Origin of the sequence: Sulfuracidifex metallicus DSM 6482 = JCM 9184, from assembly GCA_032834875.1 — an archaeon.
In the GTDB taxonomy this organism is placed as follows: domain Archaea; phylum Thermoproteota; class Thermoprotei_A; order Sulfolobales; family Sulfolobaceae; genus Sulfuracidifex; species Sulfuracidifex metallicus.
On the sequence record CP135238.1, the window covers coordinates 175,940 to 201,585 of the forward strand.

The window sequence follows — 25,646 nt, forward strand, 5'->3', positions numbered from 1 at the left end:
ATACTCCTAAATGTTAATTAGCGTAATTATATCAGCTTATAATAGAAAAGAGTTCCTTAAAAACGCAATAAGGAGCGTTTACAGCCAGTTATTAGATAAAAGATTATATGAAGTGGTTATAGTTAAGAACTTTGAAGATAAAGACATAGACGATTATATTGCAAAATTAGGCTATAAAAATATTGTATGCGACACTCCTAGCTATGGAGAGCAAATTAGCGTAGGAATTGAAGAGTCAAAGGGTGAAATTCTGGCATTCCTAGAGGATGATGATGAGTTTAAACAAGAAAAACTAAGTAAAATATATAATGTATTTAGTACACAAAAAGAAGTGTCTTATTTTCATGATACAAGAGAGTATATTTATAATGATAAAATAGTTGATATAAACACTAAAGACCCTAAAATTAATTGGATTATCAGATTTCTTGAAGAAATAACCCCTCATGAAGACGTTCTAATAAATCCATTTGATAAAAGAATGGAAAATTTTCTGATAAAGTATTATGGTACTGTAGCAACTGTAAGTTTAATGGCTGTTAGACGTAGCTGCATAGAGGATAAATTAGCTCTTCTTAAACAAATAAATATTGGTGTAGAGGATTTTATCCCTGCCTTTGCGGCTGAATACGGTAAACTATTTCATACTGCAGATAGATTAACGAGATATAGAATCCATAATAAGAACACCTCAATAGCACTTAACGAAAAGGATACTTTAAGAACTCTCTTTTACTACATGAGGTTTATAAATGACGGAAAAATTATAATTAATAATATCTCTCCAAAAAATCGGATTCGAAGTGTTATAAAAATGAGGTTATTAAGGGCTAAATTAACCTTGTATAACTCACCAGAAGAAATTAAAGAAAAATTAGGCTACAAACAGAACGTATTAAGTGCAATTAAAGACCTTTCGGCATTATACTTAATTACTCATGACCTACACGAATATTTTAGTTTACTCCCATATACTATTTATAATGGTATTCCTTCAAAACGGACAAAAATGTTAATTAAAAGACTAGTTAAAGGTGAAAGGTAATGAGTAATTATATAAAAAGAGCTAAAATAGCGATTAAGTCTAGGAAATTACTGAAAAATTGGGCAAATAGTATTCTTAAATATGCTCGTAAAAATCCAGAAATTCTCCTTAAATGCAAGGATAATAGTGTAATTAAAGTTAGCAGAAATATGTTTGCGAATATTTTATCGTTATATTATGAGGGAAAGATAATTAATTGTTCAAATAATTCTATCGAGTTTTATGTTAAAGGAAATACTTATTGGATACCGGTTAATGAAATACTTATAGCTAGTGGAGAATTTAACAGCATTCTAAAAGCCCTTTATTATAACTTGAGATATAATAGTAAATATTGGGAAAAAGGAGATATAAAATTTAAACATATTCACGCTGAAATTATTGCAACATTTGAGGATGAAGAATACGGTTACGTGGATGTTAAGAATAAATCAGTAGTAGATATAGGGGCTTTCGTAGGAGATACGGCAATCTATTTCGCAATTAAGGGGGCTAAAAAGGTATATGCAATAGAGCCTCACCCTGCAGCATATGAAGAATTAGTGGAAAATATTAGGATAAACGATCTTGAAGGAAAGATCGTTCCATTAAACATCGCTGTAGGAGATAAAGAAGGATATATTGACATCTCTAACGTGGAAACTAAGCAAGCACCGGTGACACTGTTCAAAGAGTCTGAAGGAAATGGAATAAAGGTTAAAATGGAAACATTAAATAATGTTATTAAGAAGTATAATTTAGAAACTAATGTATTAAAAATGGATTGCGAAGGATGCGAATATAACTTAATTTTAAACGATTATGAGGCAGTATCTAAATTTGATCAATTAGCGTTTGAATACCATGCGTATAATACTGGTATGCCTGTCTATAAGTTGATAGAATTGCTTGAAAGAGAATACAACTGTGAATTTGTGGATGAACACATATACAGGAAAAATGATCCAAACTGGGATAAAAATAAGATAGGTATACTTTATTGTGTAAAAAGAAAATAGTTCATTTTTATTTATCATATTACCCCACCATTGTATGATCGATAATGATACAGTAGTTTTATTATTATTTAACTAATATGTTAATGTGCTGTCTATTGTTATTCCTACTTCCAATGCTGAGGATACAATTGGCGAGTTATTAGAAAGCATTAAAGCTCAAGACTTCCATGACGATTATGAAATAATCATAATAGATAACGGTTCTAAGGATAAGACTGAAGAGATAATTAAAAAGTATATGAATCTTTTATCAATAAAGTACTACAAGTATAAGGAAAGTTTAGGTGTCGCAAACAGTAAAAATGCTGCAATTGATAAAGCAAGCGGAGAATTCATTCTCTTTTTAGATCACGATGTAACATTACCTCCAAGGACATTATTCTTGTTGTCCACTATATTAAATAAAGAGAATTATAATACTGTTTTTCAGTTAAAATTGGTTTATCCTAGCGGTTTGATAGATAGCTGTGGAGGACTTATTGATGAACTAGGCTATCCAAGGGAACTTAGGAAAGGAGAACCGGCAGAAAATCAATGTATGGATGTTACCGATATTCTTTATGCTAAAGGCTCGGCTATGCTAATCAGTAAAAAACTTCTTGATGAGCTTAAAGGTTTTGATCCAAATTACTTTTACGAGTATGACGATACTGATATATGCTTTAGGGCTATAAAAAGAGGATATAAAGTAAAGTTATTGCCTACCTATATAATTCATCATGAGCACGGAGCGTTACCTAAAGATTTGAGAAGTAGGGAAATAAGGCTAACGTATTTTCTTGAGAGTAGGAGGCTTTATTTCCTCTTAAAGAACTTCAGTAGGAGGTATTTGCTAAGGAAAATGCCTAAAGTTCTCTTCTACTTCTTCGGTTCAATGCTAATGGACTTAGTTAAGAGGAGGAAGACTTATTTATTTAAAGCTAGGGTTAAGGCATTACTTTGGGTTATATCCAAATTACCAGAAATTTACAGAAAGAGGAAGAATGAAATTTTCATTAACGAAGAAGAATTAATCAAAAAAGGTTTAATAGTAAAACACTGATCAAAAATATAAAAATATTAATATCATGTTCATAAGATTATTCTTTATTTAAACACTCTAAGATTTTATTTAATTTTATCGCACCATAGCAATCCCACTTCCTCTTTGGAGTACGAGGGTACTGCAGAAGTTAATTCACAGTGGAAGTCTTTAGATAATTTATCTACTAATTTTGTATACTCAATACCAGTAAACTTTGCGTGGTGTTCAATAATTAATTTCTCAAACATCCTAACGTGCTCATAGTCGTTCAATATTACGTCAAACTCACAACCTTCGCAATCCATTTTGAGAAGATATGGCTCAGTAAGCTGTTTCATAACCTCAGATAAGGTTACTATAGGAACCTCACAATCTCCATTAGACTTTAAAGTAGAAAAACCGATTGAGATAGGCGTTGACATATTACAAGGTACTTTAAGCTTTCCACGCTTAGAGCCTATAGCAGCATTTATTAAAAATACTTTATCCTCTAAGTGATTAAGCTTGACATTCTCTATAGCTTGAGTGTACACGTTAGGTAAAGGCTCAACTCCTATCACTTTTTTAGCTCCTTTCAATGCAAAATAGACCGATGAGTCACCTACATTAGCACCTATGTCAATAACCTCTTTATTTGAAACATTTGTATTTCCATATACATTTTCCTCAAAGACTTCCAAAACGGAATAACTTATATGTTTAAATTTTACAGAACCATCGCTTTTCACTATTATGCCGTCCTCATATTTCCATCCTCTTTTTATAAGAGAGTATAAAGGTCTAAATCCTTCGTGTAAAATCTTATTATCGACTTTAACTTCTTGTGCTTTTGTTTTTATTACAATTCTTCCATCTTTTATACTTAAACCTTCAATTTCTTTATCATAAAACATATTTACAATATCCGAATAAAACCACCTACTTACTACGAACTTTTTACCTGCTACTTTGATCTTAATTTCCTCATTCCCTTTCATATATTCTAATGCTGATGATAACCAGTTGTCTATAATCTATCTGCTCTTTAGGAATACTTTGATTTTCCTAGTTAAATACACAATCTTAATTTCTTTTCCCGTTATTAAAACATTGTTGTTATGAGTTACTGAAACTTCCCTTGTCTGGTAAGCCTTAATCGATATTCCTTAATACCATCCTTAATCCCTCTCATTACTTCTAAAGCACTATTAGGTGAATATAATATAAGGATAATTGACGATACTAAAACGTACCATATAGCTCTAGGTCTAGAGTACCACTTAAAAGAAAAATAAGTATTAGCCCTAGACTTACCGAAAATTCGTCTCGATAAAGATACCCCTCTATCTCCTCCTTCCTCAATAGGTATGTGGTAAACGTAAAAATATGGGTTAAAGACTAGTTTATATCCAGCCTTTTTAACCCCCTGCTGAAAGTCGCTTTCCTCTCTAAACCCGTTAGTACTGTCGTAGAATTCATCATATCTAACATCTTTCACAGCCTCACCCTTTATCATGAAGAAAGCTGGGACAAACTCTGCAAATCTAGGGCCGTGCTTAACGTCTAAAAAGATGTAACCTAAAGCTTTACTTAACGGGTCCTGCAATTGGGAGATTTAAGAAGAAGTCGGGGTATACTGCCCTATTCAGCGTCTTTTTGAATAACTCCGATCTGTTATAGGAAGTATTAGAACTGCTAGTTTACACATCCCTCTTCAAACCTTCTATTTTCTCATTTAGCCTGTACTCCATTCTCTTCAAATAAAGGGCTAGCACGGATAGGAGAAGTGATATAAGCCCTACGTTAAATAAGCGACTTCGATGGAGAAACCTTTGGCTTCAAAGTTAACTCCTTTAACTTCATTAGTCCTCAAGACGTAAAAACCGGAAAGAACGTCTTTCAATCTGGTCCCGAAAAGTATGTTGAACATTTTAGTTATAACCCAGTTACCGAAGCGATTAATTAAAGGTATGTTTTTCCTATTCCCTCTCACAACAATTACTTCATCGTAATCCTCCATCATTTTTAACGCCTTGAACACATCGGCAGGATTGTAAGTGTAGTCTCCGTCAATTACTGCCACATAAGGTGTATCTACGTGTTTTAATCCGGTCATCATGGCCGAAGCTTTTCCCTTCCCTTGTTGGTAGATCACTTTAGCTCCTTTCTTTTTTGCTATTTCTGCAGTCCCGTCAGTTGAGTTTCCGTCTACCACTATTATTTTATTAAAGCCTAAGGACTTTATTTCGTCAATTATTAGTCCAATTCCATCCCTCTCGTTAAGCGTGGGTATTAAGAACGTCACTACTTCTTCTAAACCCATTCTGGTAGTAATTTTTGAAATAAATTTATAAGCCTTTTTCTTGAGGTTTAAAAGACTCCAGAATTGTACAAATGTTGCCGAAAGCGTTACAAAAGGCTGATCGTCCCTTCCAAGATTAAAAATACGGTACGATAATAACGTTGGTTTTTACTAGGATGCATGAATTAAGATAAATCATGGTATTTATCTCTTTAAATAGTCTAATACAGTTAGTTTTTATATTATAAAATGTTTTTAGTATGAAGACCGTGATAAGCTTAAAGAGTGAGGTTTTGTCCTAGGAGGTGTTTCTCTTACCGATTATTTAGGCTATCTAGTAAGAAGAGAAGTTAGGAACTAAAAAGGGAAGCAGTTGTTCTATCTAAGCAGCTATTAGCTAACCTAGATACAAGAAGCTAACACACTAATATGGCTCTTAAAATTACATAAATCAATAAAAATTAAAAAGAAGAAGAGAAGCTCATTTTTTAAGCTTTCTAGTTTCTAAATACGATGGAATAAATAGAAAACTTATTGCTAACGCAATCCAATATATGATCTGAGGATAGAAGGTAAAGGTTAATAGTAAGTTAGCGTTCTCATATTTTACGCTCACTAATTCCTCACCAATTTCTAAAAACGAATAGTTAGAGTATATTCCGTGCGATGACATTAAATATGTTATCACTATATATATTATGAAAGGATATACTAAATATGAGATCGTTAACATCAGTAAAATTCTGTTTCTTACTATTTTTCCTTTTAAAAATAAGTAAATATCTCTACTTATTACTATTATTAAAAATATTCTAAAAGCTTCCAGAGCTGCACTTATTACGTATGAAATCTTAAGAAACGTTCCTAGGAAATATATGGACATTTGGAATGGGGAAGTCTCTATTACTACAAGTCCGCCAAAATTATAAGTCCACCAGTAAAAAGGTAGTACGATTATAATTAGGCTAGAAATTAGGTAAATTAACGTGAAGGGATACTTTATCATAGTCCCATCACGTATGTAATATTTGTTTGGCTTATCTGAGCTTTTATAGTAATATTTTCGTTGAACACTTCACTTTCGTTTATTATTTTGATTTCCAATAATTGTGTACACCCAGGAGGAATTGTATAAATCTTAGTTAAATATAAATATTTGCCGGTTATGTTATATATGATAATAGTTTCGTTGAAAGGATTGTGAACTGGAACATCTACTTGATTTATGGATATAGATAATGAGTTGCTTACTTCGAAGCTTTCGCTTATATTTTCTCCATAAACGTTGGCAAGGAGCGTTATTTTCTCGTTAGGAATGCCGGTGAAATTAGTTACATAAATTCTTAAAATCCCGTAGCTGAAAGGTTTAATTTCAGTTTTATTTAATAAATATAAATATTTGCCGGTAATATTATAGATTATAAGAGTAGTGTCCAGAGGATTGCTAACAGTTATGGATACTTCTCCACTTTCGTAATACGTTAAGTTTATAGAACTACACAAAGGAAAAGTTTTAGTAATATTAATATTTCCTATTCCAACTAATATAGTTATATTTTCTGCCTTATCTTTTATATTATTATATAATAAATAGAAATTAGTTACATTAAAAGGCAAATACGAGTAACCAGGCTTCAAAGCATATGCACTTTCTAGTTGGAAATACTCTCCATAAGCTTTATATAACATGATAGTGAAATTAAATGGATTATATACTTTAATATTTACGATTCCTCCAAGAGTATTAGGTAATGAAATGTTGAAATTCTTGCCTAATAATTCTTCCTTGCTTATTTTTATTCCATCAACTTCTACACTAATATTAACCATTTCCTTACTTTGATTATATAAATTATAAAACCCAGTAAAATTACTAACGTAAAATACTGCAGTAGAAGTAGCATTACTTCCTATGGTAATATTCTTTTCTAAGTACAAATATTTTCCAGTTATATTGTTAATAATTATGCAGTATGGGAAAGTATTGGTAATATTCACACTTACTGTTCCACCTTGATAATTTGGTACAGATAGAGAGATATTTGAGTTTTTAGATAAAATCGTGTAACTACTAAAATTTATTCCATCAACGTTTATGTGGAAAGTGACGTTTTCTTCTCCTTTGCTATAAAGCTCATAGAACCCCGTAAAGTTCGTTATATTGATAAATATCATTCTCTCCTCCATTGGGGTAAAATATTGCTCAGAGGAAAGAAGTAGGTACTTTCCTGTAATATTTTCTATTATTATACTCTGATTGAAATCATTGTAAATATTTAAATAAACTCCTCTAATGTTTATAGAACTAAGATTTACGAATAGCTTTCCAGTGATCCGCTTAGGAATTTTAGGCATATTTATTTTCAAATTTCCCGTTAAATTATGATAAAAAGAGGGAACTTCAATACTTAACTTGCCGGAAACTTGTTTATACTCATTGGCTAACTGAGTGAGATTTTGGAGATCTATGTTAAACGAGGAAATAGAAAAATTTTTAGGTATTATACAATTTATTTTATTAGCTATTTGCTTAGGTTGATTTACATATGTATTTATATTTGCCGGAACGTCAGTTACTATAATATAAGCCAAGAAAAAGGCTACAGCAATAATAGCCCCAATAAGCTTTACTAAATCCATAATAATATTTATGAAAATTTACTTAAAAGTATTTATAGTGCCTTTATTTTGGTACAAATATTCAATAAATGAATATTACTTAGATGAAAGAAAAAATGGGTTGATTGCATATGTCAAGTTATATAAGAACACTCGTGATGCTAGGTATAACTAAACCTACAAAGATTTTAGCGAAGTACACGACGAACAGTTGTCTTAAGCTCTATTATAATGACTTTTAGATAGATGATAACAAAAGATTAAATTTTATAAACCTTATAGTACATTTACAGTTCATAATTATGGAAGATTTTTAAAGGCCGGATAAATAGTTACCCTTTACTATTCCAAAAACAGTACAGAAGGTCTAAGTCGATTTGAGAAAAGGCTTTTTAAAAGCAAATGAGGACACCTTTCATGGAACCTCTGGTCAGTATAGTGATTCCCACCTTAAATTCAGCTAAGACTATTAGAAAGACTTTAGAGTCTATCAAGCTTTTGAATTACCCTAACGTTGAATTAATAGTAGTTGACGGTAAATCGGACGACGGTACTTTGGATATTGTTAAAGAGTACAAAAATGTTTACAACTTAAGAATTGTAATTGAGGAAAGGAGAGGTAGGGGAGTTGCTTACAACCGAGGTGTTTTGGAGAGCAAGGGTAAGTACGTTGCGTTTCTTGACAGCGATGCTACTATAGCTACGCCAGGTTGGATAAGCGACGCGGTTAAGGTTATGGAAGCCGACGACAAGGTAGCAGTTGTTTTCACTAAGGTGTACTCGCCCCTTGACTCTACGATAATGCAAAAGGCGATAGATACTTTCTTGTGTAAGGGATTTACTACTGCTAACGGTGCTGTTTACAGACGTGATGCGGTACTTAAAGTAGGTGGTTTTAACGAGAAAATGAACTATTTGCAGGAAGATGAGTTGTTACATAGGTTAAAGAAGGCTGGCTATACTTTTTACGTCAACTATTCTGACTATATTTATCACTACCACAGAAACTCTTTGAGGTCTTACATAAAGCAGAACGTCGAGGCCGCTAAAGGTGCCAAGGCTTATAAGGCTTTTACTAGCGAGAAGTGGATAGTTAAGGATTCTATGACGAGATTACTTACTCTCTTAATTTCATTTGCGTTACCAGTGATATTAATTGTAACTGATAAAATACTGTTATTCTTGGCTTTAATACTGCTATTTTATGTTATGCTCTATATAAAAGTAAATTTAGAGACGTGTAAACAATATAAGTGGTCTAAGTACACGCTATTAGCCCCCTTCCTGATCTACATGTCTTTAATAGGGTTCTTTATAGGTTACGTGTCACCTCAAAAATCCTAGACGTTAAAGGTTGTAATTTAGCTGTATTCATTGAAATGAAAGCTTATTAATAAAAACCATGCTATTTTCCTAATGCTCTTAGGCTTAGAGCTTTTAACACTCCACTTCTCGGAACCCTTAGCTTATTTCTTTGCCATAAAAGATAAGAGAATAGCGGAAGTTGAAGCCGAAGGCTACAAACCCGTAAGCATAATAATCCCTACATATAACGAGGGAGATAAAATCAGGGACAAGTTGTTAAACGTTATGAAGAGTTACCCTCTGGAGTACGCCGAAATTATACTCGTTGACTCCTCCACGGACAACACTACAGAGGTAGCCAAATCACTCGGCATTCCGATAAAAATAGTCAAGGAGAAGGAGAGGAGAGGTAAAATATTCGCAGTAAAAGAGGGAATAAGGAATGCTAGTAATGATATAGTAGTAATAACCGACGCTGACGCTTTGTGGGATGATCCTTTAATAGATGCTATAAAGTACTTGAAGGGCGAGATCGGTGCTGTTAGCTGTATTAAGAGGAGTAATAGAGGGACTGAAAACGCTTATAGGAACTTTTATAATGTGATTAGGCTGTCTGAGTCTGCTGTTTACTCCACTCCGATTTTCCACGGTGAGCTAACGGCTTTCAGGAAGAGCTTGCTTTCAGCAGACGAAATTCCTAATGCCGGTGCTGATGATAGCAGCATAGCTACGCTCATCGCTTTAAAGGGATATAGAGCCATATGCACTAAAGTAAGAGCATTTGAGTACTCGCCAAAGGGGTTAGACTACTTTAGTTGGAAGACTAGAAGGGGGTTACACTTGGTAAGGCACTTTATACGCTTTTTGCCTAAAGTGATGAGGAGTAAGAACAGGAAATATAAGGCAATTTTTCTCGAGGAGTTTTACCTGCACTTAATAAACCCATGGTTTTTAGTACTCGGTGTAGTTCTGACGGCAATTTATTTGCCGAAGCTTTTCCTCTTCTTACTATTAGTACTATTAATCGCGTTAGTTATACCTCAGACCAGGGAGTTAGTGAAAGCCTGGGTACCTAATCAGTTCTTTCTAATAATGGCACAATTTAAGGCTTTGAGGGGTGAATTCTTGATGTGGAAAAAGGAGAGCAAGTGATCTGTGGCCTTCACGAGTATATAAGTGTGTATTTATCTGACTACTCACCACTCTGGAAGGGTGAGGGTTACGTCATCATCGTTTCCACCATCCATTCTGGACTCCATTTGGTGAGCAGTAGGGATAGCCGGAGAGCCCACTTGCGCTTTTATCCATTACGTCTAGTCCCTTAAGTGAGATGATATCTGCTCCTCTCTCAGTCCCATTAAGCTGGAGGAGCGCAGCTAGAGTCACTAAGAGAAATTTAGAAGAACTCATATTTAAATATAAGGGGGCTATCCATCCCTGCCCCTGGAAGGGGTGAGGCTTTACGCCCCCTTAATCCCAATTTTTTGTAATCCACGTTACCGTAAAGTTCGTAAATTGCTTGTTCAACTATATGCAGATCGTCAGATTTTAAATTTCTCAACCTCTCATCATCAAAATCGACATAAGCGAAGTTTTTGTCTTTAGGAGTGATAGAGTAGATTTCCCGCTCCTCCTAACCCCTAATATTGCTAGGACGTTTAGGATTGATAAGTTTGTTAGCAACTCCTCTTTAGGCATATCTCTGGGTATTGCCTACTCATTAAGTTTTCTGCATCTTCTCTTTGTTCCTTTATAATGCTTTTTATTTCCTCAACGTTCACGCATAATAGGGTTTTTTGCATTTTTAAACTTTTGGAGTATACTCCATAAGTTAATCGGAAGAGTTTTGGAGTATACTCCAGAACTAAATCTGGGGAATAGTTCTATACTCTTTAAGTTATAATGACGTCGCATACGGTAAGCCGTGTAGTATTTACGAGTTTTAGAATTGAGGGTAGACCAGAGAAGTTTGAGTATAGCACCTAAGAGATTTAATGTAACAGTTCTTTTAGAGCTCAATCGGGTCATTTGCGAGACTTGGGCAAGAAGTAATGCAGTAATTGATCTTACTTTAGGTATGATAAACTATCTCGTTAGGAAGAGTAGACGTAGTTATCTTAATCCTTTATTCTCAAGTTCTTGAATATCTCTATTTATTTCTTCAGTGACTTTGTCTAGTTCTTTAATTTCGTTTAGCTTATAGGTAATTAACACAGAATAGGAATTAGCCATTGCCATGTAAGAGTTAATTCTAACGTTCTTCTTCTCTGACGATACCTCCAGACCCACAACTTCTCCTCCTAGCATATTTAAATTTAAATTTAATTTTCCATTAAATATCATTTCTAATGATAATTCTATGTAATCTATCTTGCCCAAGTTTAAATTACCAATGATCCTGCGTAAGTCTTCCTCAACTAAGTCTATTTTATCTAGGGACTGAATAAAGAAACTTATAGTACCGGTAATGTTATTGAATTCTACTATTAAATCATCTTTTAATGCAGTTACACTTCCTAATATCATAGACCCCGGAGGAGTTAATGGTAAATTATCGGAGATAACGTAGCTTAAGTCTTTGAGGATTCTAATCATGTCCCTTAAGTCTAAAGTATAAGGATAGGAAAACTTAAACAGAATTCTTATGCTTTTTATAATCAATGATCCACAACTCCCAATTGAACCGTAGTTGAAGCAGGAACTAGTATTTTTTCCACTTTTATCGTTGGCTTAAAATTTATCTCTTTTTCCTTTTCTAGAATTTTTAGATGTTCCTTTAGTATTCCTTCTATAAAATTTATGGCTTCGAATTTATCCACTTCATAAAATAAATCTAGGAGCTTCACTTTATTTTCATAATCTATATCTTTAACCATATCCCAAATCCATTGATAAATAGAACCCCTAGTTATTCCTATCCTGCTTGCTATCTCCGACTTAGAAAGACCCTTTTTATTTAATAAGTCAATAATCCTTATAGCGTCAGCCTTGGTAATTATTCCAGCATAATAAAAACCAAAACTCATGTATAGCTATACTATACATACTAATAAAAGCTTTACTAATAGACTCCAGCAAAGTATCGCGTTCTATTCTAGTTTCTCTAGTACGTCAATTAGATCCATTAACTTAATACTATATCTCTTTGCTAACTCAAGAGAGGCTTTGTAAATATCATTTTTTAACAAATTATCTATATTATTATGACTGCATCCTTTAGAATAATATCTCCATAATTCTTTTATTCCTATAATCAAAGCTAGATTACCCCAAAATGTAGCATAAATTTCGTATTCCTTATTAATTCGACAAATTTCATCAATAAATCTATGATCTAGGCATGCTCTAATTCTCTTCTTTAGATAATACAATGTAAGAAATTCGGTTAAACCTTCAAAATACATATCTCTCGCCTGCTTATAGCTATTCGAATGAATTATTTCATGGACAATAGTTTCAACGCATATTATACAATTAATACAATATAATGTTAATATCTTTGAATTATAGTCGTAAGAACCCTTATCCCAAATACCGATTCTTCAACTCTAATCTCTTTTATGAGTGAATCATTAAAATTATCATATATTTCCTTAAGACCTTCAACTATTTCCTTAGATTTCTTTTTAACTTCATTTTCATCGCATTTTACTACACAAAGTTCCGTCAATATAAAAATTTCTAAAAAGAACTGAGTAAATAAGATTGTTGGCTAATTTACGGTATGTTACATAAAGCAGAATTACAAAGGTAGAGAAAGAAGCTTTATGATCGGCTAAACATAAGCTTGCTCGAAGTCGTTTATTAGGTTATAGATAGGTATATTTTACCTTTAACGCAGATGAAATATATGGAAGAACTAAAAAGGAAGACCGTTGAGAGCATAACAGTACGCCAACTTAGAGGATTTAGCGTAATAGACCACGAAAAAGGAGGGATCCCAACTTTACACCCTCGGAAAATTAACGTAATTGTGGGTTGCAATGGATCATTTAAAACTACTTTCCTTGAAGCATTAACGGTAGCGCTATCAATAATTTCACCAAACGTGTATAACGTGAGATCTACCTTTACTTTGGCCTCTACTTTAAGGATGGACACCTTATGGCATTATTTCTTAGCTAAAGGGGGCATGGATATTTCATTAAATGAATTTAGGATTATGCTTCTTTAGATGATTTATTCAAGGTGCGTCCTATTCAGCCTCTTCAGATCTAGCTTTACCTAACGGATTTAAGTTGACTAAAGATGATAAGGTAATAGGATTTTAAGAATAGATATGGCTCAAAATTCTGTACTTAGCATACAAGATATAACTCCAGATATGGAGGTTACCTAACTATAGATTTGTGGCGTTCTCTATTCCTAATCCAATATCTGTCGATTTCATAAATAACTTTCTATCTAGCGTTAGTTTTGCCAGCGTAAATGATAGATTAAAGAAACTGCTAAACCTTGAACTTGTAGGCATGAAGCCTGAATACAATTGAGGAAGAAATTAAGGAGGCATTAAAAGGTTTTGAAATAGAGGAAGGACCGTATTTAAGTGAGCAAAGCGATAAAGAACACGTTATAATATCGTTAAGAATATCCGCTGATGTAGATAATTGGAAAAAGGTTAAGTCTGAAGCATTAAAGAGAATTTTAGCTTTAAGGCATAAAATAGTTAAAGAGCAAACAGCGTAGAAATCATTGTAGCTTAGAATCTTCGTTTTAATAATCCGTGAAGTTTTATTTTATCTTTTACTTGTTTTAAATATCTAGGCAAAAATAACTAAAAGTCACTGATCATAAATTGTCAATAAAACGTATTATTAGGAGAATCAGAATAATAATATTGTGTACGAGGTATTAGATTACAAGGGAAATCCCAAATCTTATATCCACATGAAAGTTATGGAAAGTTTAGTCGAAAGTAGGTTAGCATTAGAAATGTTGAAAAGAGGACTTTTAATTAACGCGTCGTCTAAAGCTTTTATTTCCATAAAGGCATTTATAAGTGCATTAATTGTAAAGGATTTTGATAAAATAATTCAGAATAAGCCTGAAAAGGAAAAAGAGTGGTATGAGAGAATAGGTTATTCTGCCCCAACAACAGGTCTTATAGGAGTTTCATATGATCTTGAAAAATTAGGCTATAACGTAAGTTTAGTAGTAAGAATAGCTCTATCTTTACATTCTTTTTCATATAACGGTTTTGATCCCAATTTAGTTAACTATAAAGATAAGGAAGAGGTTGAAAAGGATATAAAAAACGTAGTACAGTTTGTCATCGACAATGCCAAGAAATATTTTAATGATTTTTGGAATGAAGAATTGAAAAAAGAATTGGAAAATCTGGTAAATGTGTCTAAAGATTAATATCGCCATAGCCATAGGGTTTGGGCTTTAGAGTTAACATTTACACGTAACTCATTGATTATTTTTAATCGCTTCTAAATATCGTTTTGACAAGTTATGTTTATATAGGTGTGCCCGTGGCGGAATTAGAAGTAATTAAAAGTGAGGAAAAGTTACGCCACTGGTAAACACTATACTTTTCCTTCAACTGTGGTGATTATTCCGCAAGCGTTTTTACACATGTACCATCTTAAGAAAATCATACATTATTTTTATCTAATAATAGTTTATTTAATCTAATTAGGAACTCAGGAAATATTTCTCTGTTAGCATAATAGATGAACTGCCCTTTTTCTAACGTAAAATTTTCCATTATTTAATCGAGTGTGGTGAGAGTGTCGTCGTTAAGCTATTTATATTTGTATAACGAGTATTACTTATGGGTAGGAAGGCTGTAGTTAGGTAAGACGTTTCTTGTCCCTCTTGTGGTAGTCATCATGTTGTTAAGTGTGGTTGGGTAGGCAGTGTGTAGGGATTGTGGTAGATACTTCTTGGGTGACGCTACTTACCATCATTCCAAGAAGTTGAGGGAGGAGGCTTTGAGGTTGTATGCTAACGGTATGAGTATGAGAGCCATTTCTAGGGTTTTGAACGTCCCCTTGGGTACTGTGTTCTTGGATTAAGCGGTATGGTGGGCAGAAGTTGAGTTGTGGGGTAAGGCTAAGGAGCTGGTCAAGGGTGGTGTTGTTGCTAAGGTTGTTGATAAGGTGTGGACTTACTTGTACAAGAATACTAGGGCTTTTCACTTGCTACGTTTACACGAAGCTGGGAGTTTACCTCATTTACTCTGTGGGGGATAGGGATGAGAGTACTTTCCTTGAGGTCAAAAAGTATTTGCTTGACGAGGGTAGATGGGTGAGCGATGATTATAACTTGTACTTCTGGTTGAAAGACCACACGGTTGTCTCGCCAGTTAACCCGAATGAGTCCTATCATTCCTCATTAAGGGATAGGCTAATTGGATTCAAGAGAGCAAAGAAGGCAGTAAATATGAGCATTCGCACCATGATGTACTCCATAGCCCTTGTCCAATCGATTTGGAACATATATATAAGCTTTATGCAAAAAGGTTAAATATGAGTGACCAGTCAGCTGGGAAAATTTAAAGCAATAAATTCCGCTTGGATCTTTTTTCTCCTCAAAAGAGCCCCTACTACATGAAGGACATGCTAGGTCTTGTCTAATTGCAAGCCTTCTGCTCATAAATAATACTGGTTATACAAAATATACATAACTTAATGACTGCACTATGCTCGCACTGACTCAATAAGTAATTCAAGATATTATTAAACACTATTATTTACTATAATTATTTACTATTTCCTTTCTACTATAACCTTGTATACAAACAAAGATGGCAAGATTGAAGATAACCCTGCTATTATAAAAATTCCATAAAACAAATCCAGTTTTACGATAAATGCAAATAAGATTGAGGCTAACGCTGAGAAGATAGTATCCATCAAGTGATAAAATGAAGAAATTTTTGTGCTAAAATTTAACAATTTGACTACTGTTTCTTCAACGACTGGTGCCCTTAAAGATGAGGACATATTGGCTAAGAATATTAGGGATAAGAAAAGAAATATCGATTCTCGGTAAAATATAGAAAGTGATAAGAAGAGAATTAATTCTGCTATAGATAATGTTATGAAAACTGTCTCCCTTATTTTGTGAGCTACATAATAGAAAATAATTAGAGGAACTTGAATTATCATGAGGTATAAACTTATTTCCTGCGGGGTATATGCATAAAATACTGTAAGCAGAATTAAAGGTATATAACTTGTGATTGCAACTCTTCTTAAACTTGCAAAGAAGCCAAAGAATATAACCAACTTCCCGACGTTTTTTAACCAAGAGTAGAGTTCCGATAAACTCTCTTTATTCTCTTCATATCTAAGCATTGATGATAATACTAGGTTTGTAAACAATAGAGGAATAAATAATATTAGGAGAGTGTTTATCCCTATTATTCTACTTAAGTAGAATATTCCTAATCCTGCCAAGCTAAGGGCATAAGTTAAGGTCATCATTATTGAATAATCCTTTCTCGTAAATCCTTTTTGAAGTATTATAACTGAGGAATTTATAGAGTTGGAGATACCCATAAAAATTGCAGAGAGGGTGAAAGTAAGGGAGGACCTTTGGATAATTAAGATTATTAGTATAAGAAGTTCTAATGCGGCTGAGACCAAGAGATTCCTCTTTGTCGAGAAAGACACCAAAATAATGTATGTGATAAACTGAGATATTGATATAGTACTTAATATTAACCCTATTTGGAAGTCATTTAAGCCTGATATTTTCATTAAAGCTAGGAACGCAAAACTCATGAAACCTATGAAAAATGAGATAATTGACTTATATGCTAAGTAATAATTCTTCATTTAGATTCATCCATTATATTTTTTCAAAATGTTGACTAAGTTATCCACGAAGTCTTTAGGATATTCTCCAGTATACTGCAAGAATGGCCTAAAATACCTCTCTACTAACTCTTCCAGACTTAGTTCTCTTGATAACTTATCTATCTCAGCAGGATGTAAATTATAGTAGTAGATTGTAGGATCTTTAACTTTTGCCTCTTCGAAAGCTCTTCTTCTAGATCTACACGCCATACATATGCCGCAGTGCATTTTTCCAGATACAATGCAACTATGAGTTTTTGTGAAATCTATGCCTAATTCATAACCCAATTTAATAACTTCGCTTTTTACCATTGTGCGAAAAGGTGCTATAACCTTAAAACCCATAAGAGATTCAATATCCTTCAAGAGACTCATTCTATTATTCCACTCATCCTTAAGCCAGCCCACAAACATAGTATTTAGATTCGGATAAGCTGAAAAAGATGCTAGGATTTCTATCACAAACTGGTACTTAATTATGTATTGTATAGAATCTATTGGAGGGAGATCGAAAGACTTAATATAAGAGGAAAAATCAATGATATGTAAAGGAATATCGAGCTTTTTAGACAATTCTTTGACTAACTCTAATTCTCTTATTTGGGGAGGATAACCGTAATGTATGAAAGTTCCATGCAACACATATTTATCTTCAAGATAATACGCTAACACTGTGGAATCTATTCCTCCAGTAAGTTGAATAATAGCTTCCTCAACCATGATTATTTCCCGTAAGGGTCTTTTGCCGGCATATAATATGCTATATGTGACATTGAATCTATTCTTTTACTATTCTTTATCTGATTGAAATTAGGATCTTTATATTTAAATATCATAACCTCATCAAATGGTAATTTTCTGCCACTATATATTTTGTATTCTCTAATGGCTGCCTCATAATACATTCTATCCATGGGGTCTACTTGTATCTGATTATAAACTCCAGATATTATATTGTCGTTTTTCTGTGTAAGATACACTGCATAACCTGGCGAAGTATTTAACCGGAATTTTTCATCAATAAACCCAACTAATTTAACTTTACCAACTCGTATCCCGTTAATAGTCTTAACTATACCTTTCTGATATCCTTGGAATACTATCTCACCCTCGTCATTTAGGGTTAAATATGTAACATTTGCTTCTAATGGAAAACCTTCTAATGTTCCCGCGACAGAACTTATGTTAACAGCACCTTTATACGCTTTTGAATAAGTAGAGTAACTCCAGCAAATTATGGAGTCGCCACTAGCAGCTTGCACTTCATATTTAGTTAATGATTCCCACTCGAAATAGAGAGACGAGATATTAGTCTTTGTATCATATGAACCAATGCCAAGTCCTCTATAAGTTTCATCATTTAAATTAACTTCAATAATAAAAATGGTATCTATCTTGGAACTTTCATAAAAGTTATAATACGATTTTAGAAAATCTTTGAATTGTTTATCGTCTAACTCACTATTTTCAATTTTTATTTCGATATTAGAAAAATTGAACTTTGTTTTGTATATTAAGTTTTTCTCTGTTATATATTCAACTTTAGAACTGATTTCCATTTTTTCTGTGTAGAATATTTCATATATGTTTAAAAAGATACTGTATTTAGAATATAGAGATATATATATGGAACATATCTATTATATTAAGTTTTTTCCCGATCTTACTCCGTGTAATAATATATTTTTGCCGAAGTTACAACAGTCTGGAGGTAGTGTCCTCATTAACCTACAAATTCTGGAATTAACATTCTCTCCCACAAGACTATGACTATGTAATACGTCATGGTACTAATGCCCCCTATTTACCGCCTTAGTAGCCTTCCTAAGATGTACGAGAATGTCCCTCAATGAATAGTGTAGCGGTTAGTTAGGATTAACGGGTGAGACAACTAAGTTACCTTTCAACCAGACAAGTTAAAAAAGCTTCTCCCCTTGTTCCTTCACCCATCTTCTACTGTCCTCTCGTCTCTCACGTAAGTCCTTTTTCCTTTCTTATATTTGAAGCCCAACTTCTTGAGGATTGGGCTTAAACTCCTCGGGTTGTATTTTATTCCAAATTCCTTCTCAAGTGTATAGGCTATGAGATTCAAGGTTCAAAAGTCGTAGTTCAAGCCGAAATCTCTTGGGCTCTTTTCTAAGATTTGGGCGAGCTTTTTCTCTTTCTTCAGTTTTGTGGATCCCTTCCTCGGCTTAGCGCTCAAGTCATCTTTTCTCAACTGTTTGCACACGTAAAGACGGAGACATCATACTTCTTGACCACCTCCTTTATTCTCATACCGTTCTTCACGTCTTTTATACACTAATTCTCCTCTCTTCCTCTTGTTTCTTGTTGAGACTTATACCGTGCATACTAGATTTCGGCATACAATTTAGTATTACTCATGAAACATTAATCTTGCCCTTTGAGGTCTGACAAAGTATAAGATGAGAGTATTGTCTTAAATATAGAGATGAGCTTTGAAATGTGTTAACTGGGGGAGTTTAACGGTTTAACGGCTTATGCGCAGTAGATGAAGAAGTCAGATATTCATTATAATAATATAATAATGTATAACGTTATGCCTTTAACAAACCGCGTTAAATTTTAGGGGTTTATTTAACGTTTTGAACATCTGGTTGTCCGGGGTTCAAATCCCCGCGGCGGCACCTTTAACTAAATTTGCTAATAATTTCGGATAGTTTTCTCGATAAGAATAACTACCAAAAGAGTAAGATTTGACAACAATAATTAATACAATCGTATATGTTTAAGCTTTTATCTTTCTCCAAAGCGGTACTTGTAAGTCTCAATCTTACTTCTCAAATTATCAACCAACATTTTAGTCTCAAAGCTCACACTCTTCCCTTCCATAGCCTCCTCAGCCCTTGCCAGATACTCCTTAGCCCTCAAGTAGAGGTCTTTGTTATTATAAGCTACAGCGTTTTGCAAATACATCATGCCGAGCATAGCTAACTGTGCCACATAATTTTCTGACTCCTTATCTGAAAACTTTAACGCTCTCTCATACCTCTTAATCAATTTTTCATCAATAGGTTGCCCGCTCTCTGGAGAAAGTATGTACTTAGTTTTAGCTTCTTTTCTCCTTATTCCAGGAGGTCTTATCCCACGCCTCATAAGATATCTGTGAAGGTAAGTTGCCGATGTCGCACCTACTGCCACAAATATTAAAGAGCTTAGCAAAAAGTTATGAGTAATATCATCGACTAAAATTGATACTATAACTGCTGGTAATCCCGTAAGTATGACAAGTAAGTAATATTTTAAAGTTGATATCTCTTTAGTAGGACCAAAGATAACCTTCCTTGTTTCATGCTTTTCCTTCTTACTCACCATAGTAATCACGATCTAAGTATTTATCACCTTTACCTTTATCTTTTTTTAAACAAAATTAGCAACAAAATCCACCTTTTTCACATTTGTTGCAAAGGGTAAGGTTGGTATAGTTTATCTGGTGTTAACACTTCCTTATTCTCTATCCTCTTAGTCTTGGTTCCACACCCAGACACTCCTTCCTTAATTAAAACCCTATGCTTGTCCCCTTCCTTTCCTATGTACTTCACTTTAAAACTTCTAAGTATACTTTCGGAACCGTAATTTATCCTATAAGTTATCTCGTGCTCACCGAAAGGATCACCCTCTATTAACTGACTCCACTGAATTATCTTTGATGGAGCATCCTCATATTCTATTAATGTAACTCCTTGTCTAAAAACTCGCTTATCATCTTTCTTCTCTTCATAATGCAACAATTTAATGCTCTTAGGCTTTAAACTCTGAGGCATAAAGAAATTGAGATCTTTAAAAAAAAGTTAACTATAATGGAATATCTTAACATTGTTCATCACTTGTTTTGCTTCTAACTTAACTAGGTTATAGTTTGAAAGAGTGTACAATTGTCTTTTAGAACTGGATGCAACAGAAGAATTCCTTAAATCAGCATATAGATACTAACAGCCTTAACAGATACCCAAGATATGAATAAGAGGGTTAAAGAGGATAAAGCTATGTAAAACACCGTAGTTGCATCAATAAAAAATTAATTAGTGTTGAGTATAAAGACAAAATTTACACGTAAGAAGATGGTGTATATAACTCTTTGTGCATTTAAAGAAAATTTGTAAATATTTAGTTAAAGATCGTTAGCCTTAATAATTAGTCTAATGTTTCTGTCGAAGCATATCATCGTTCTTGAAAAGAAATCTTCCCTACCTAAAATTAGGCTTGGATATATACCCTCACCTAAGTTTACGAAGTCTAAAGATGTCACGGGTATCTGTAACATCTCATTAAATTCTACGAAGCGAAATTTTATGTTATACCTCTCTTTTGGAGTGAGCAGATTGGAAATAATAACTTTATCAACTAAACGGCTTTTTAATGAGGATTCGTCAAAGCACCTTAAGAACGTATCATTTCTAATGACAGAAAACCTACTTCCACTATCTGGAAGGGCGTAAATTAAATAATCACTACCTAGTTTTGGACACTCCATTTCCACTTTAAGTAAAGGTAAATACGTATCATTAACCTTAACAAAAGGTACCTCTATCTCACGAGGCATTATCAACTCTCTATATACTTGATGGAAACTAAAATATCGTAAGTCCCTTTCTTGTAACCCTTCTCCTCCATAATCCTATCAATCTCCTCTTCTGAATCAGCTTCGGCAACAATTCTCCTATTATGATCTATTGCGTAATATTTCCTCATAACCCTGATGGGAGTAATCATACTCTCAAATTAAATATGAAATTGCGGGACTATAACTTTGTCTGCTATGCTCTATTAACGAATTTTTGAACTAGAGATGTTAGTGCGCTTGGTTCTTTAGCATTTAAAAGCTTAGAATGTCTCTTCACTCAGAAAAAGAGGAGAAAAATAAGTGTTAGGAGACAATAATAACAATACCAGCTGCAAAAGTTAATGCATATTGGTTGTTTGGTCTAAAAAGCTCGAATATGACAAAAATCTATTTTTAATAACGTTTTCAAAAATCAAAAAGGGAATAATATTTTGTTATAAATAAAATATTATGGCAAGAAGTTCAAGATTTATACACTAGAATAGAGGAGAATGACAAAGTAACTGAGGTGTATAAGGGTTTAACGTCTCATATGATGTAGATTCTTTCATCTAATAATTAATCTAAATTATAATATTAGAATGAAAATTAACCCTTCAACACAAAGGTGTTAAATCAAGCCTATTAATTTAACGTTTTGAACATCCGGTTGTCCGGGGTTCAAATCCCCGCGGCGGCACTGTCGAGATGTGGGTACTACTCACATCTCTCCAGGGTCAAGTTAATTTTAGACTTGTCTTATCTAAGATATTAACATAACGTTCTTTTGTATTTTTCTTTTATCCTCATTTTATTACAAATTATATTTAATCTTTTTTAATTTTCCCTAATTTATTCTAATTCATATACCTAATAATATCCATTCTCTATTATTCTGCTTAGTTTCTCTTTGAAAACATTGAAGCTAAATTGGGCTATTTTATCGGAAAAATCTATTTCCATCTTTGAAGCTTCCTTTATTGCATCAATAGCTGTTTCTAGACTATCGTATCCTATTCCATATTTACCCTCTTCGACAATATCGTACCAAGCTCCTCCACTCTTATGTATAACTGGTATTAATTGTGAAGCCATAGCTTCAACTATTGAAATGCCAAAATGTTCATTTATCTTCGGGTGAAAATATATCTTTGCTACTGAAAGGTATTTATCTATCTCATCTTTAGTGGCATCTAACTTTAACGTCAAGTTGTCTAGCGATTCTGAAGCTCTTTTAATACTATTAATGTATTCTTTATCTCTTCCAGAAGCTCCTATTATAACAAACTTAAACTCATTTAGCCTCTTAGCTACATCCACAATGAAATTAACGTTCTTTTCAGGAGATATCCTTCCAATATAGATTATCAGGTTTGGATCCTTCTTCTTGTTTATTGTTTTTCTGGAGTTGAAGTATACTGGAGGATATAACACAGTCGCGCTATATCCGGAGATCTCTAATATTTTCCTAGTCCAGTTAGAATTTGCTAGTAATTTACTCTTGTTTTTGCTAAGAAAAAGCCTATGCATGTATTTATAAGGAATATAATACATTCTTAATTTTTTATTGCTTATATATGGTTCAGATTTATAATACTTATCATCTATCAACTTTAAATTATCAGTCAAAGACCAGGGAAAATGAATATAACTGTATGTGCTTCGTGTGATATCTCCTATTGTGCTGAAGCTGTTTGGTAGTCCAGTATATAGGGAAAGGAAAAGTGCTCTGTAGATTCCGAACTTGAAAGGGAACTTCTTAATTATTATTTCGTCTGGTTCTACGAAATTTTCATCCCATTTCTTTATTTTATCTTTATCAATGCTAGTTAACGTTATTAGTTTGACTCTAAAGCCTAGACTTTTTAGCACATTTAATACAGCTATTGCGACCCTTTCACTTCCTCCGAGTACCTCGAATGAATGGTGAAACAGAGTGAAATCTTGATTCTGCAACTCTATCTTCATAAAGTCTTACAAAGTTAAAACGTGATAAGATTAGCTGAAGTTTGCTTGTAATATTTATTTTATGCTGGGGAGACTTAACAAGGTAAAGGAAATATACTTTTAATCAAAACTTTAATTAATATATTATATATATATAGCTGTTAGCAGTTATTTAATTCTGTTTTAGTTAAAAGCTCAAATACTTCGCTTATGAGAAGGTATATCATCGGAAATGGAAAATGAGAATAAGAGAAAAGTTGACGAGTTGAAAAGAACACTAACATTCAAAGATTTATTCTTTCTCTCCATTGGCGGACAAGGTCCATTCATCTCGTTAATAGCCTTCGGAACTGTAATGATAGAAAAAGCGGGGATCTTAGCTGTGTTATCTATGGCTACTGCTACGCTTGTTGTATTAATGAACGGTTTAGTTATTTATTATCTTTCAAAAAGGTTCTCCTCAGGTGGAGGTTACTATACATATGGGCTGTACGGGCTATCTCAACGCATGGGCTTTGAGACTGGTTGGATGTACATAGTTTATTCATTAAGCTACGGAGGCTCCCTCATGCTTGGAGGAGGCTATATTTTTAACTTGATAACTGGATTTCCTCCAATATATTCTATAACCGTGGTATTAATAATTTCTACATTCTTAGTCCTAAAAGGTGTAAAAATTTCATCTAAATTTGCAGAAATATTTGCCGGTGCAGAACTAATTATACTCCTTTTTTTGTCCCTTTACTTCCTTTACCTCTCGGGCTTTAGAATATATAATCCGTTTAATAGAGTATCGTTAGGAGACATATCGCTAATATGGTTAGGTGCCTTATATGGTATAGGAATTCCCACCGGTTATGGATCTATAACTCCCCTTACAGAGGAAGTCAAGAACGCTAAGTCGACTATAGGTAAAGTTGCAATATCGGCAATTCTTGTTGGCGGCCTTTTCGCTACTCTATTTTTTTATTCTATCGCAGATATAAACTTCAAAGGTAATCTAGCTAGCTTTTTAGTAATGAGATTTGGGGTTATAGGAGATATTTTAATTTCAATTGTTGCAATATCTGATGGAGTTTTAGGAGGAATATCCTTTCTTACAGCATCGTCCAGGGTAATCTACAACATGGCTAAAGATAATTTTTTACATAAGGCTTTGTCTTTAATGAAGAACAATAAACCTTATGTGGCAGAACTTGTTTCGATTTTAGGAATGGGATTTGTTATTTTGATACCTACTTTAATTGCCGGAATATATGGGGCATTGGTTACAGTGGGTGCAATATCAGGAATCTTTAACTTGTTTATTCATTCCTCTTCTAACGTATCGTTAATCAGAATCTCCACCAGGAGATTCAAAGTGAAAAAAATGGGTGAGCTTATTATAGGAGTTGTCGCTATGTCCTTGTCATTTTATCTTCTTTTAAATACAATATTGCAAGTACAGCCATACATAGTTTATTCCTTCTTAGGTTGGATGGTACTGGGTTTCTTCTATCTTGAAAGTCTAGACATAATAAGAAAGAGTCAGAACGAACAGGAAGAAAATTAATATTAGAAGTCTAAAAAATACAACAAAACATAGAATTAAGTTATTAATACTTACGTTTTTTGAATATATTTTCGCTAATAAGTAACTGAAGGAACCTAATATGAGCCTCATCCTTCTTATTTGTTAGGTGATTTCTAAGATAACCTATTCCTTTCCTTCTAATGGTTGCATCGCAAACTGGACATCTGTCTATTCCTTCGTGGGCCTTCTTTATATGAATTATAGTTGATCTTTCATCTTTAAATATTTTATTGCAAAAAATGCATTGCATCTATCGTCTTTTAGAAGATGCATAAAGATCATTACTCAAACTCATATATAAAATTATCTATTAGCTGAGTGTCGTTTTAGTCTAAAAATTGGAATAAATTTATAAATTTCATGTATAAATAAAATACATTATAGCTTAATTTTAAAGATATACATTTTTGAGTCTAATTTAATGGTTCGAAGTTACAGACAATTTAAAGACAGTTTACGTAAATGACGAATTTGTTGTC

The 25,646-nt window shown here is 33.3% G+C and carries 29 protein-coding genes and 3 pseudogenes; 10 read left to right on the forward strand and 22 right to left on the reverse strand.

Translation table 11 applies throughout. The annotated features are described in order from the left end of the window. The first annotated feature begins 10 nt into the window (after positions 1-10). The 3 genes from RQ359_RS01115 to RQ359_RS01125 all read left to right on the forward strand — a co-directional run bounded on the left by RQ359_RS01115 (position 11) and on the right by RQ359_RS01125 (position 3,085). Entirely contained in the window at positions 11-1,045 is a 1,035-nt protein-coding gene (locus RQ359_RS01115; protein WP_156016275.1) for a glycosyltransferase family 2 protein, read from the forward strand. Then, positions 1,045-2,043, forward strand: coding sequence for an FkbM family methyltransferase (locus RQ359_RS01120; RefSeq protein ID WP_054837989.1), 999 nt, complete (start codon positions 1,045-1,047; stop codon positions 2,041-2,043). The genes RQ359_RS01115 and RQ359_RS01120 overlap by 1 nt, the downstream gene beginning before the upstream one ends. Before the next feature lie 85 nt (positions 2,044-2,128). Further along, positions 2,129-3,085, forward strand: coding sequence for a glycosyltransferase family 2 protein (locus RQ359_RS01125; RefSeq protein ID WP_083476916.1), 957 nt, complete (start codon positions 2,129-2,131; stop codon positions 3,083-3,085). A gap of 65 nt (positions 3,086-3,150) precedes the next feature. On the opposite strand, the gene RQ359_RS01130 is transcribed toward RQ359_RS01125, so the two are convergent. The 5 genes from RQ359_RS01130 to RQ359_RS01150 form a co-directional block, all read right to left on the reverse strand. Then, positions 3,151-4,044: an FkbM family methyltransferase gene (locus RQ359_RS01130; protein ID WP_054837990.1), complete on the reverse strand. Its 894-nt coding sequence runs from the start codon at positions 4,042-4,044 to the stop codon at positions 3,151-3,153. Between the two features lie 125 nt (positions 4,045-4,169). Further along, positions 4,170-4,652 carry a glycosyltransferase family 2 protein gene (locus tag RQ359_RS01135; RefSeq protein WP_240899975.1) on the reverse strand — a complete coding sequence of 161 codons (483 nt, stop codon included), beginning with the start codon at positions 4,650-4,652 and terminating at the stop codon, positions 4,170-4,172. 192 nt (positions 4,653-4,844) lie between these two features. Further along, positions 4,845-5,369 (reverse strand): glycosyltransferase family 2 protein, encoded by a 525-nt coding sequence (locus RQ359_RS01140; RefSeq protein ID WP_240899974.1) that lies wholly within the window; start codon positions 5,367-5,369, stop codon positions 4,845-4,847. A 460-nt stretch (positions 5,370-5,829) separates the two neighbouring features. Then, positions 5,830-6,354, reverse strand: coding sequence for a hypothetical protein (locus RQ359_RS01145; RefSeq protein WP_054837991.1), 525 nt, complete (start codon positions 6,352-6,354; stop codon positions 5,830-5,832). Then, positions 6,351-7,988 carry a hypothetical protein gene (locus RQ359_RS01150; protein ID WP_156016274.1) on the reverse strand — a complete coding sequence of 546 codons (1,638 nt, stop codon included), beginning with the start codon at positions 7,986-7,988 and terminating at the stop codon, positions 6,351-6,353. Before RQ359_RS01150 ends, RQ359_RS01145 begins: the two co-directional genes overlap by 4 nt. A gap of 396 nt (positions 7,989-8,384) precedes the next feature. On the opposite strand from RQ359_RS01150, the gene RQ359_RS01155 reads away from it, so the two are divergent. Both RQ359_RS01155 and RQ359_RS01160 read left to right on the forward strand, forming a co-directional pair. Further along, positions 8,385-9,311 carry a glycosyltransferase gene (locus tag RQ359_RS01155; protein WP_054838058.1) on the forward strand — a complete coding sequence of 309 codons (927 nt, stop codon included), beginning with the start codon at positions 8,385-8,387 and terminating at the stop codon, positions 9,309-9,311. 72 nt (positions 9,312-9,383) lie between these two features. Then, positions 9,384-10,424 carry a glycosyltransferase gene (locus tag RQ359_RS01160; protein ID WP_156016273.1) on the forward strand — a complete coding sequence of 347 codons (1,041 nt, stop codon included), beginning with the start codon at positions 9,384-9,386 and terminating at the stop codon, positions 10,422-10,424. 75 nt (positions 10,425-10,499) lie between these two features. Here RQ359_RS01160 and RQ359_RS01165 read toward each other — a convergent pair whose 3' ends face one another. From RQ359_RS01165 to RQ359_RS01195, 7 genes are all read right to left on the reverse strand, one after another. Next, the gene (locus tag RQ359_RS01165) at positions 10,500-10,658 is read right to left on the reverse strand and encodes a hypothetical protein (protein ID WP_156016272.1); all 159 of its coding nucleotides are present in this window, start codon (positions 10,656-10,658) and stop codon (positions 10,500-10,502) included. Positions 10,659-10,668: 10 nt separating this feature from the next. Next, entirely contained in the window at positions 10,669-10,833 is a 165-nt protein-coding gene (locus RQ359_RS01170; RefSeq protein ID WP_240899972.1) for a hypothetical protein, read from the reverse strand. After that, complete coding sequence (locus tag RQ359_RS01175) at positions 10,830-10,970, reverse strand: hypothetical protein (RefSeq protein ID WP_240899970.1); 141 nt, start codon at positions 10,968-10,970, stop codon at positions 10,830-10,832. The genes RQ359_RS01170 and RQ359_RS01175 overlap by 4 nt, the downstream gene beginning before the upstream one ends. A gap of 414 nt (positions 10,971-11,384) precedes the next feature. Continuing rightward, on the reverse strand, positions 11,385-11,867 hold the full coding sequence (locus tag RQ359_RS01180; protein WP_157042931.1) for a hypothetical protein: 483 nt from the start codon (positions 11,865-11,867) through the stop codon (positions 11,385-11,387). Between the two features lie 62 nt (positions 11,868-11,929). After that, a complete protein-coding gene (locus tag RQ359_RS01185; RefSeq protein WP_156016271.1) occupies positions 11,930-12,298 on the reverse strand; it encodes a helix-turn-helix domain-containing protein in 369 nt (122 codons plus the stop codon). A gap of 63 nt (positions 12,299-12,361) precedes the next feature. Continuing rightward, entirely contained in the window at positions 12,362-12,676 is a 315-nt protein-coding gene (locus tag RQ359_RS01190) for a hypothetical protein (protein ID WP_156016270.1), read from the reverse strand. A gap of 86 nt (positions 12,677-12,762) precedes the next feature. Next, positions 12,763-12,942, reverse strand: a complete 180-nt coding sequence (locus RQ359_RS01195) for a hypothetical protein (RefSeq protein WP_156016269.1) — start codon at positions 12,940-12,942, stop codon at positions 12,763-12,765. Between the two features lie 180 nt (positions 12,943-13,122). Between RQ359_RS01195 and RQ359_RS01200 the strand changes: the two genes are divergently transcribed. The 4 genes and pseudogenes from RQ359_RS01200 to RQ359_RS01215 all read left to right on the forward strand — a co-directional run bounded on the left by RQ359_RS01200 (position 13,123) and on the right by RQ359_RS01215 (position 15,746). Continuing rightward, complete coding sequence (locus tag RQ359_RS01200; protein ID WP_156016268.1) at positions 13,123-13,446, forward strand: hypothetical protein; 324 nt, start codon at positions 13,123-13,125, stop codon at positions 13,444-13,446. A 175-nt stretch (positions 13,447-13,621) separates the two neighbouring features. After that, positions 13,622-13,762, forward strand: coding sequence for a hypothetical protein (locus RQ359_RS01205; protein ID WP_156016267.1), 141 nt, complete (start codon positions 13,622-13,624; stop codon positions 13,760-13,762). Between the two features lie 349 nt (positions 13,763-14,111). After that, the gene (locus tag RQ359_RS01210) at positions 14,112-14,633 is read left to right on the forward strand and encodes a PaREP1 family protein (RefSeq protein WP_338116945.1); all 522 of its coding nucleotides are present in this window, start codon (positions 14,112-14,114) and stop codon (positions 14,631-14,633) included. Between the two features lie 418 nt (positions 14,634-15,051). Then, positions 15,052-15,746, forward strand: a pseudogene (locus tag RQ359_RS01215) (helix-turn-helix domain-containing protein). 242 nt (positions 15,747-15,988) lie between these two features. Here the strand turns inward: RQ359_RS01215 and RQ359_RS01220 are convergent. From RQ359_RS01220 to RQ359_RS01265, 10 genes and pseudogenes are all read right to left on the reverse strand, one after another. After that, positions 15,989-17,062, reverse strand: a complete 1,074-nt coding sequence (locus RQ359_RS01220) for a hypothetical protein (RefSeq protein WP_156016266.1) — start codon at positions 17,060-17,062, stop codon at positions 15,989-15,991. Positions 17,063-17,068: 6 nt separating this feature from the next. Continuing rightward, positions 17,069-17,803, reverse strand: coding sequence for a 7-cyano-7-deazaguanine synthase (locus RQ359_RS01225; RefSeq protein WP_156016265.1), 735 nt, complete (start codon positions 17,801-17,803; stop codon positions 17,069-17,071). A 2-nt stretch (positions 17,804-17,805) separates the two neighbouring features. Continuing rightward, on the reverse strand, positions 17,806-18,642 hold the full coding sequence (locus tag RQ359_RS01230; RefSeq protein ID WP_156016264.1) for a hypothetical protein: 837 nt from the start codon (positions 18,640-18,642) through the stop codon (positions 17,806-17,808). A 164-nt stretch (positions 18,643-18,806) separates the two neighbouring features. Beyond that, a pseudogene (locus RQ359_RS01235) lies at positions 18,807-18,993 on the reverse strand (IS1 family transposase); the annotation flags it as partial. 9 nt (positions 18,994-19,002) lie between these two features. Further along, positions 19,003-19,449: pseudogene (locus tag RQ359_RS01240) on the reverse strand (winged helix-turn-helix domain-containing protein); the annotation flags it as partial. A 391-nt stretch (positions 19,450-19,840) separates the two neighbouring features. Next, positions 19,841-20,419, reverse strand: coding sequence for a hypothetical protein (locus tag RQ359_RS01245; protein WP_156017852.1), 579 nt, complete (start codon positions 20,417-20,419; stop codon positions 19,841-19,843). 77 nt (positions 20,420-20,496) lie between these two features. Then, positions 20,497-20,868 carry a hypothetical protein gene (locus RQ359_RS01250; RefSeq protein ID WP_054837999.1) on the reverse strand — a complete coding sequence of 124 codons (372 nt, stop codon included), beginning with the start codon at positions 20,866-20,868 and terminating at the stop codon, positions 20,497-20,499. A 347-nt stretch (positions 20,869-21,215) separates the two neighbouring features. Continuing rightward, positions 21,216-21,647, reverse strand: a complete 432-nt coding sequence (locus tag RQ359_RS01255) for a conjugal transfer protein (protein WP_156016263.1) — start codon at positions 21,645-21,647, stop codon at positions 21,216-21,218. A 2-nt stretch (positions 21,648-21,649) separates the two neighbouring features. Next, complete coding sequence (locus tag RQ359_RS01260; RefSeq protein WP_054838000.1) at positions 21,650-21,817, reverse strand: hypothetical protein; 168 nt, start codon at positions 21,815-21,817, stop codon at positions 21,650-21,652. 700 nt (positions 21,818-22,517) lie between these two features. Beyond that, positions 22,518-23,615, reverse strand: a complete 1,098-nt coding sequence (locus tag RQ359_RS01265) for a glycosyltransferase (protein WP_156016262.1) — start codon at positions 23,613-23,615, stop codon at positions 22,518-22,520. A gap of 211 nt (positions 23,616-23,826) precedes the next feature. Between RQ359_RS01265 and RQ359_RS01270 the strand changes: the two genes are divergently transcribed. After that, positions 23,827-25,146 carry an APC family permease gene (locus RQ359_RS01270; protein ID WP_156016261.1) on the forward strand — a complete coding sequence of 440 codons (1,320 nt, stop codon included), beginning with the start codon at positions 23,827-23,829 and terminating at the stop codon, positions 25,144-25,146. Positions 25,147-25,646 lie beyond the last annotated feature (500 nt).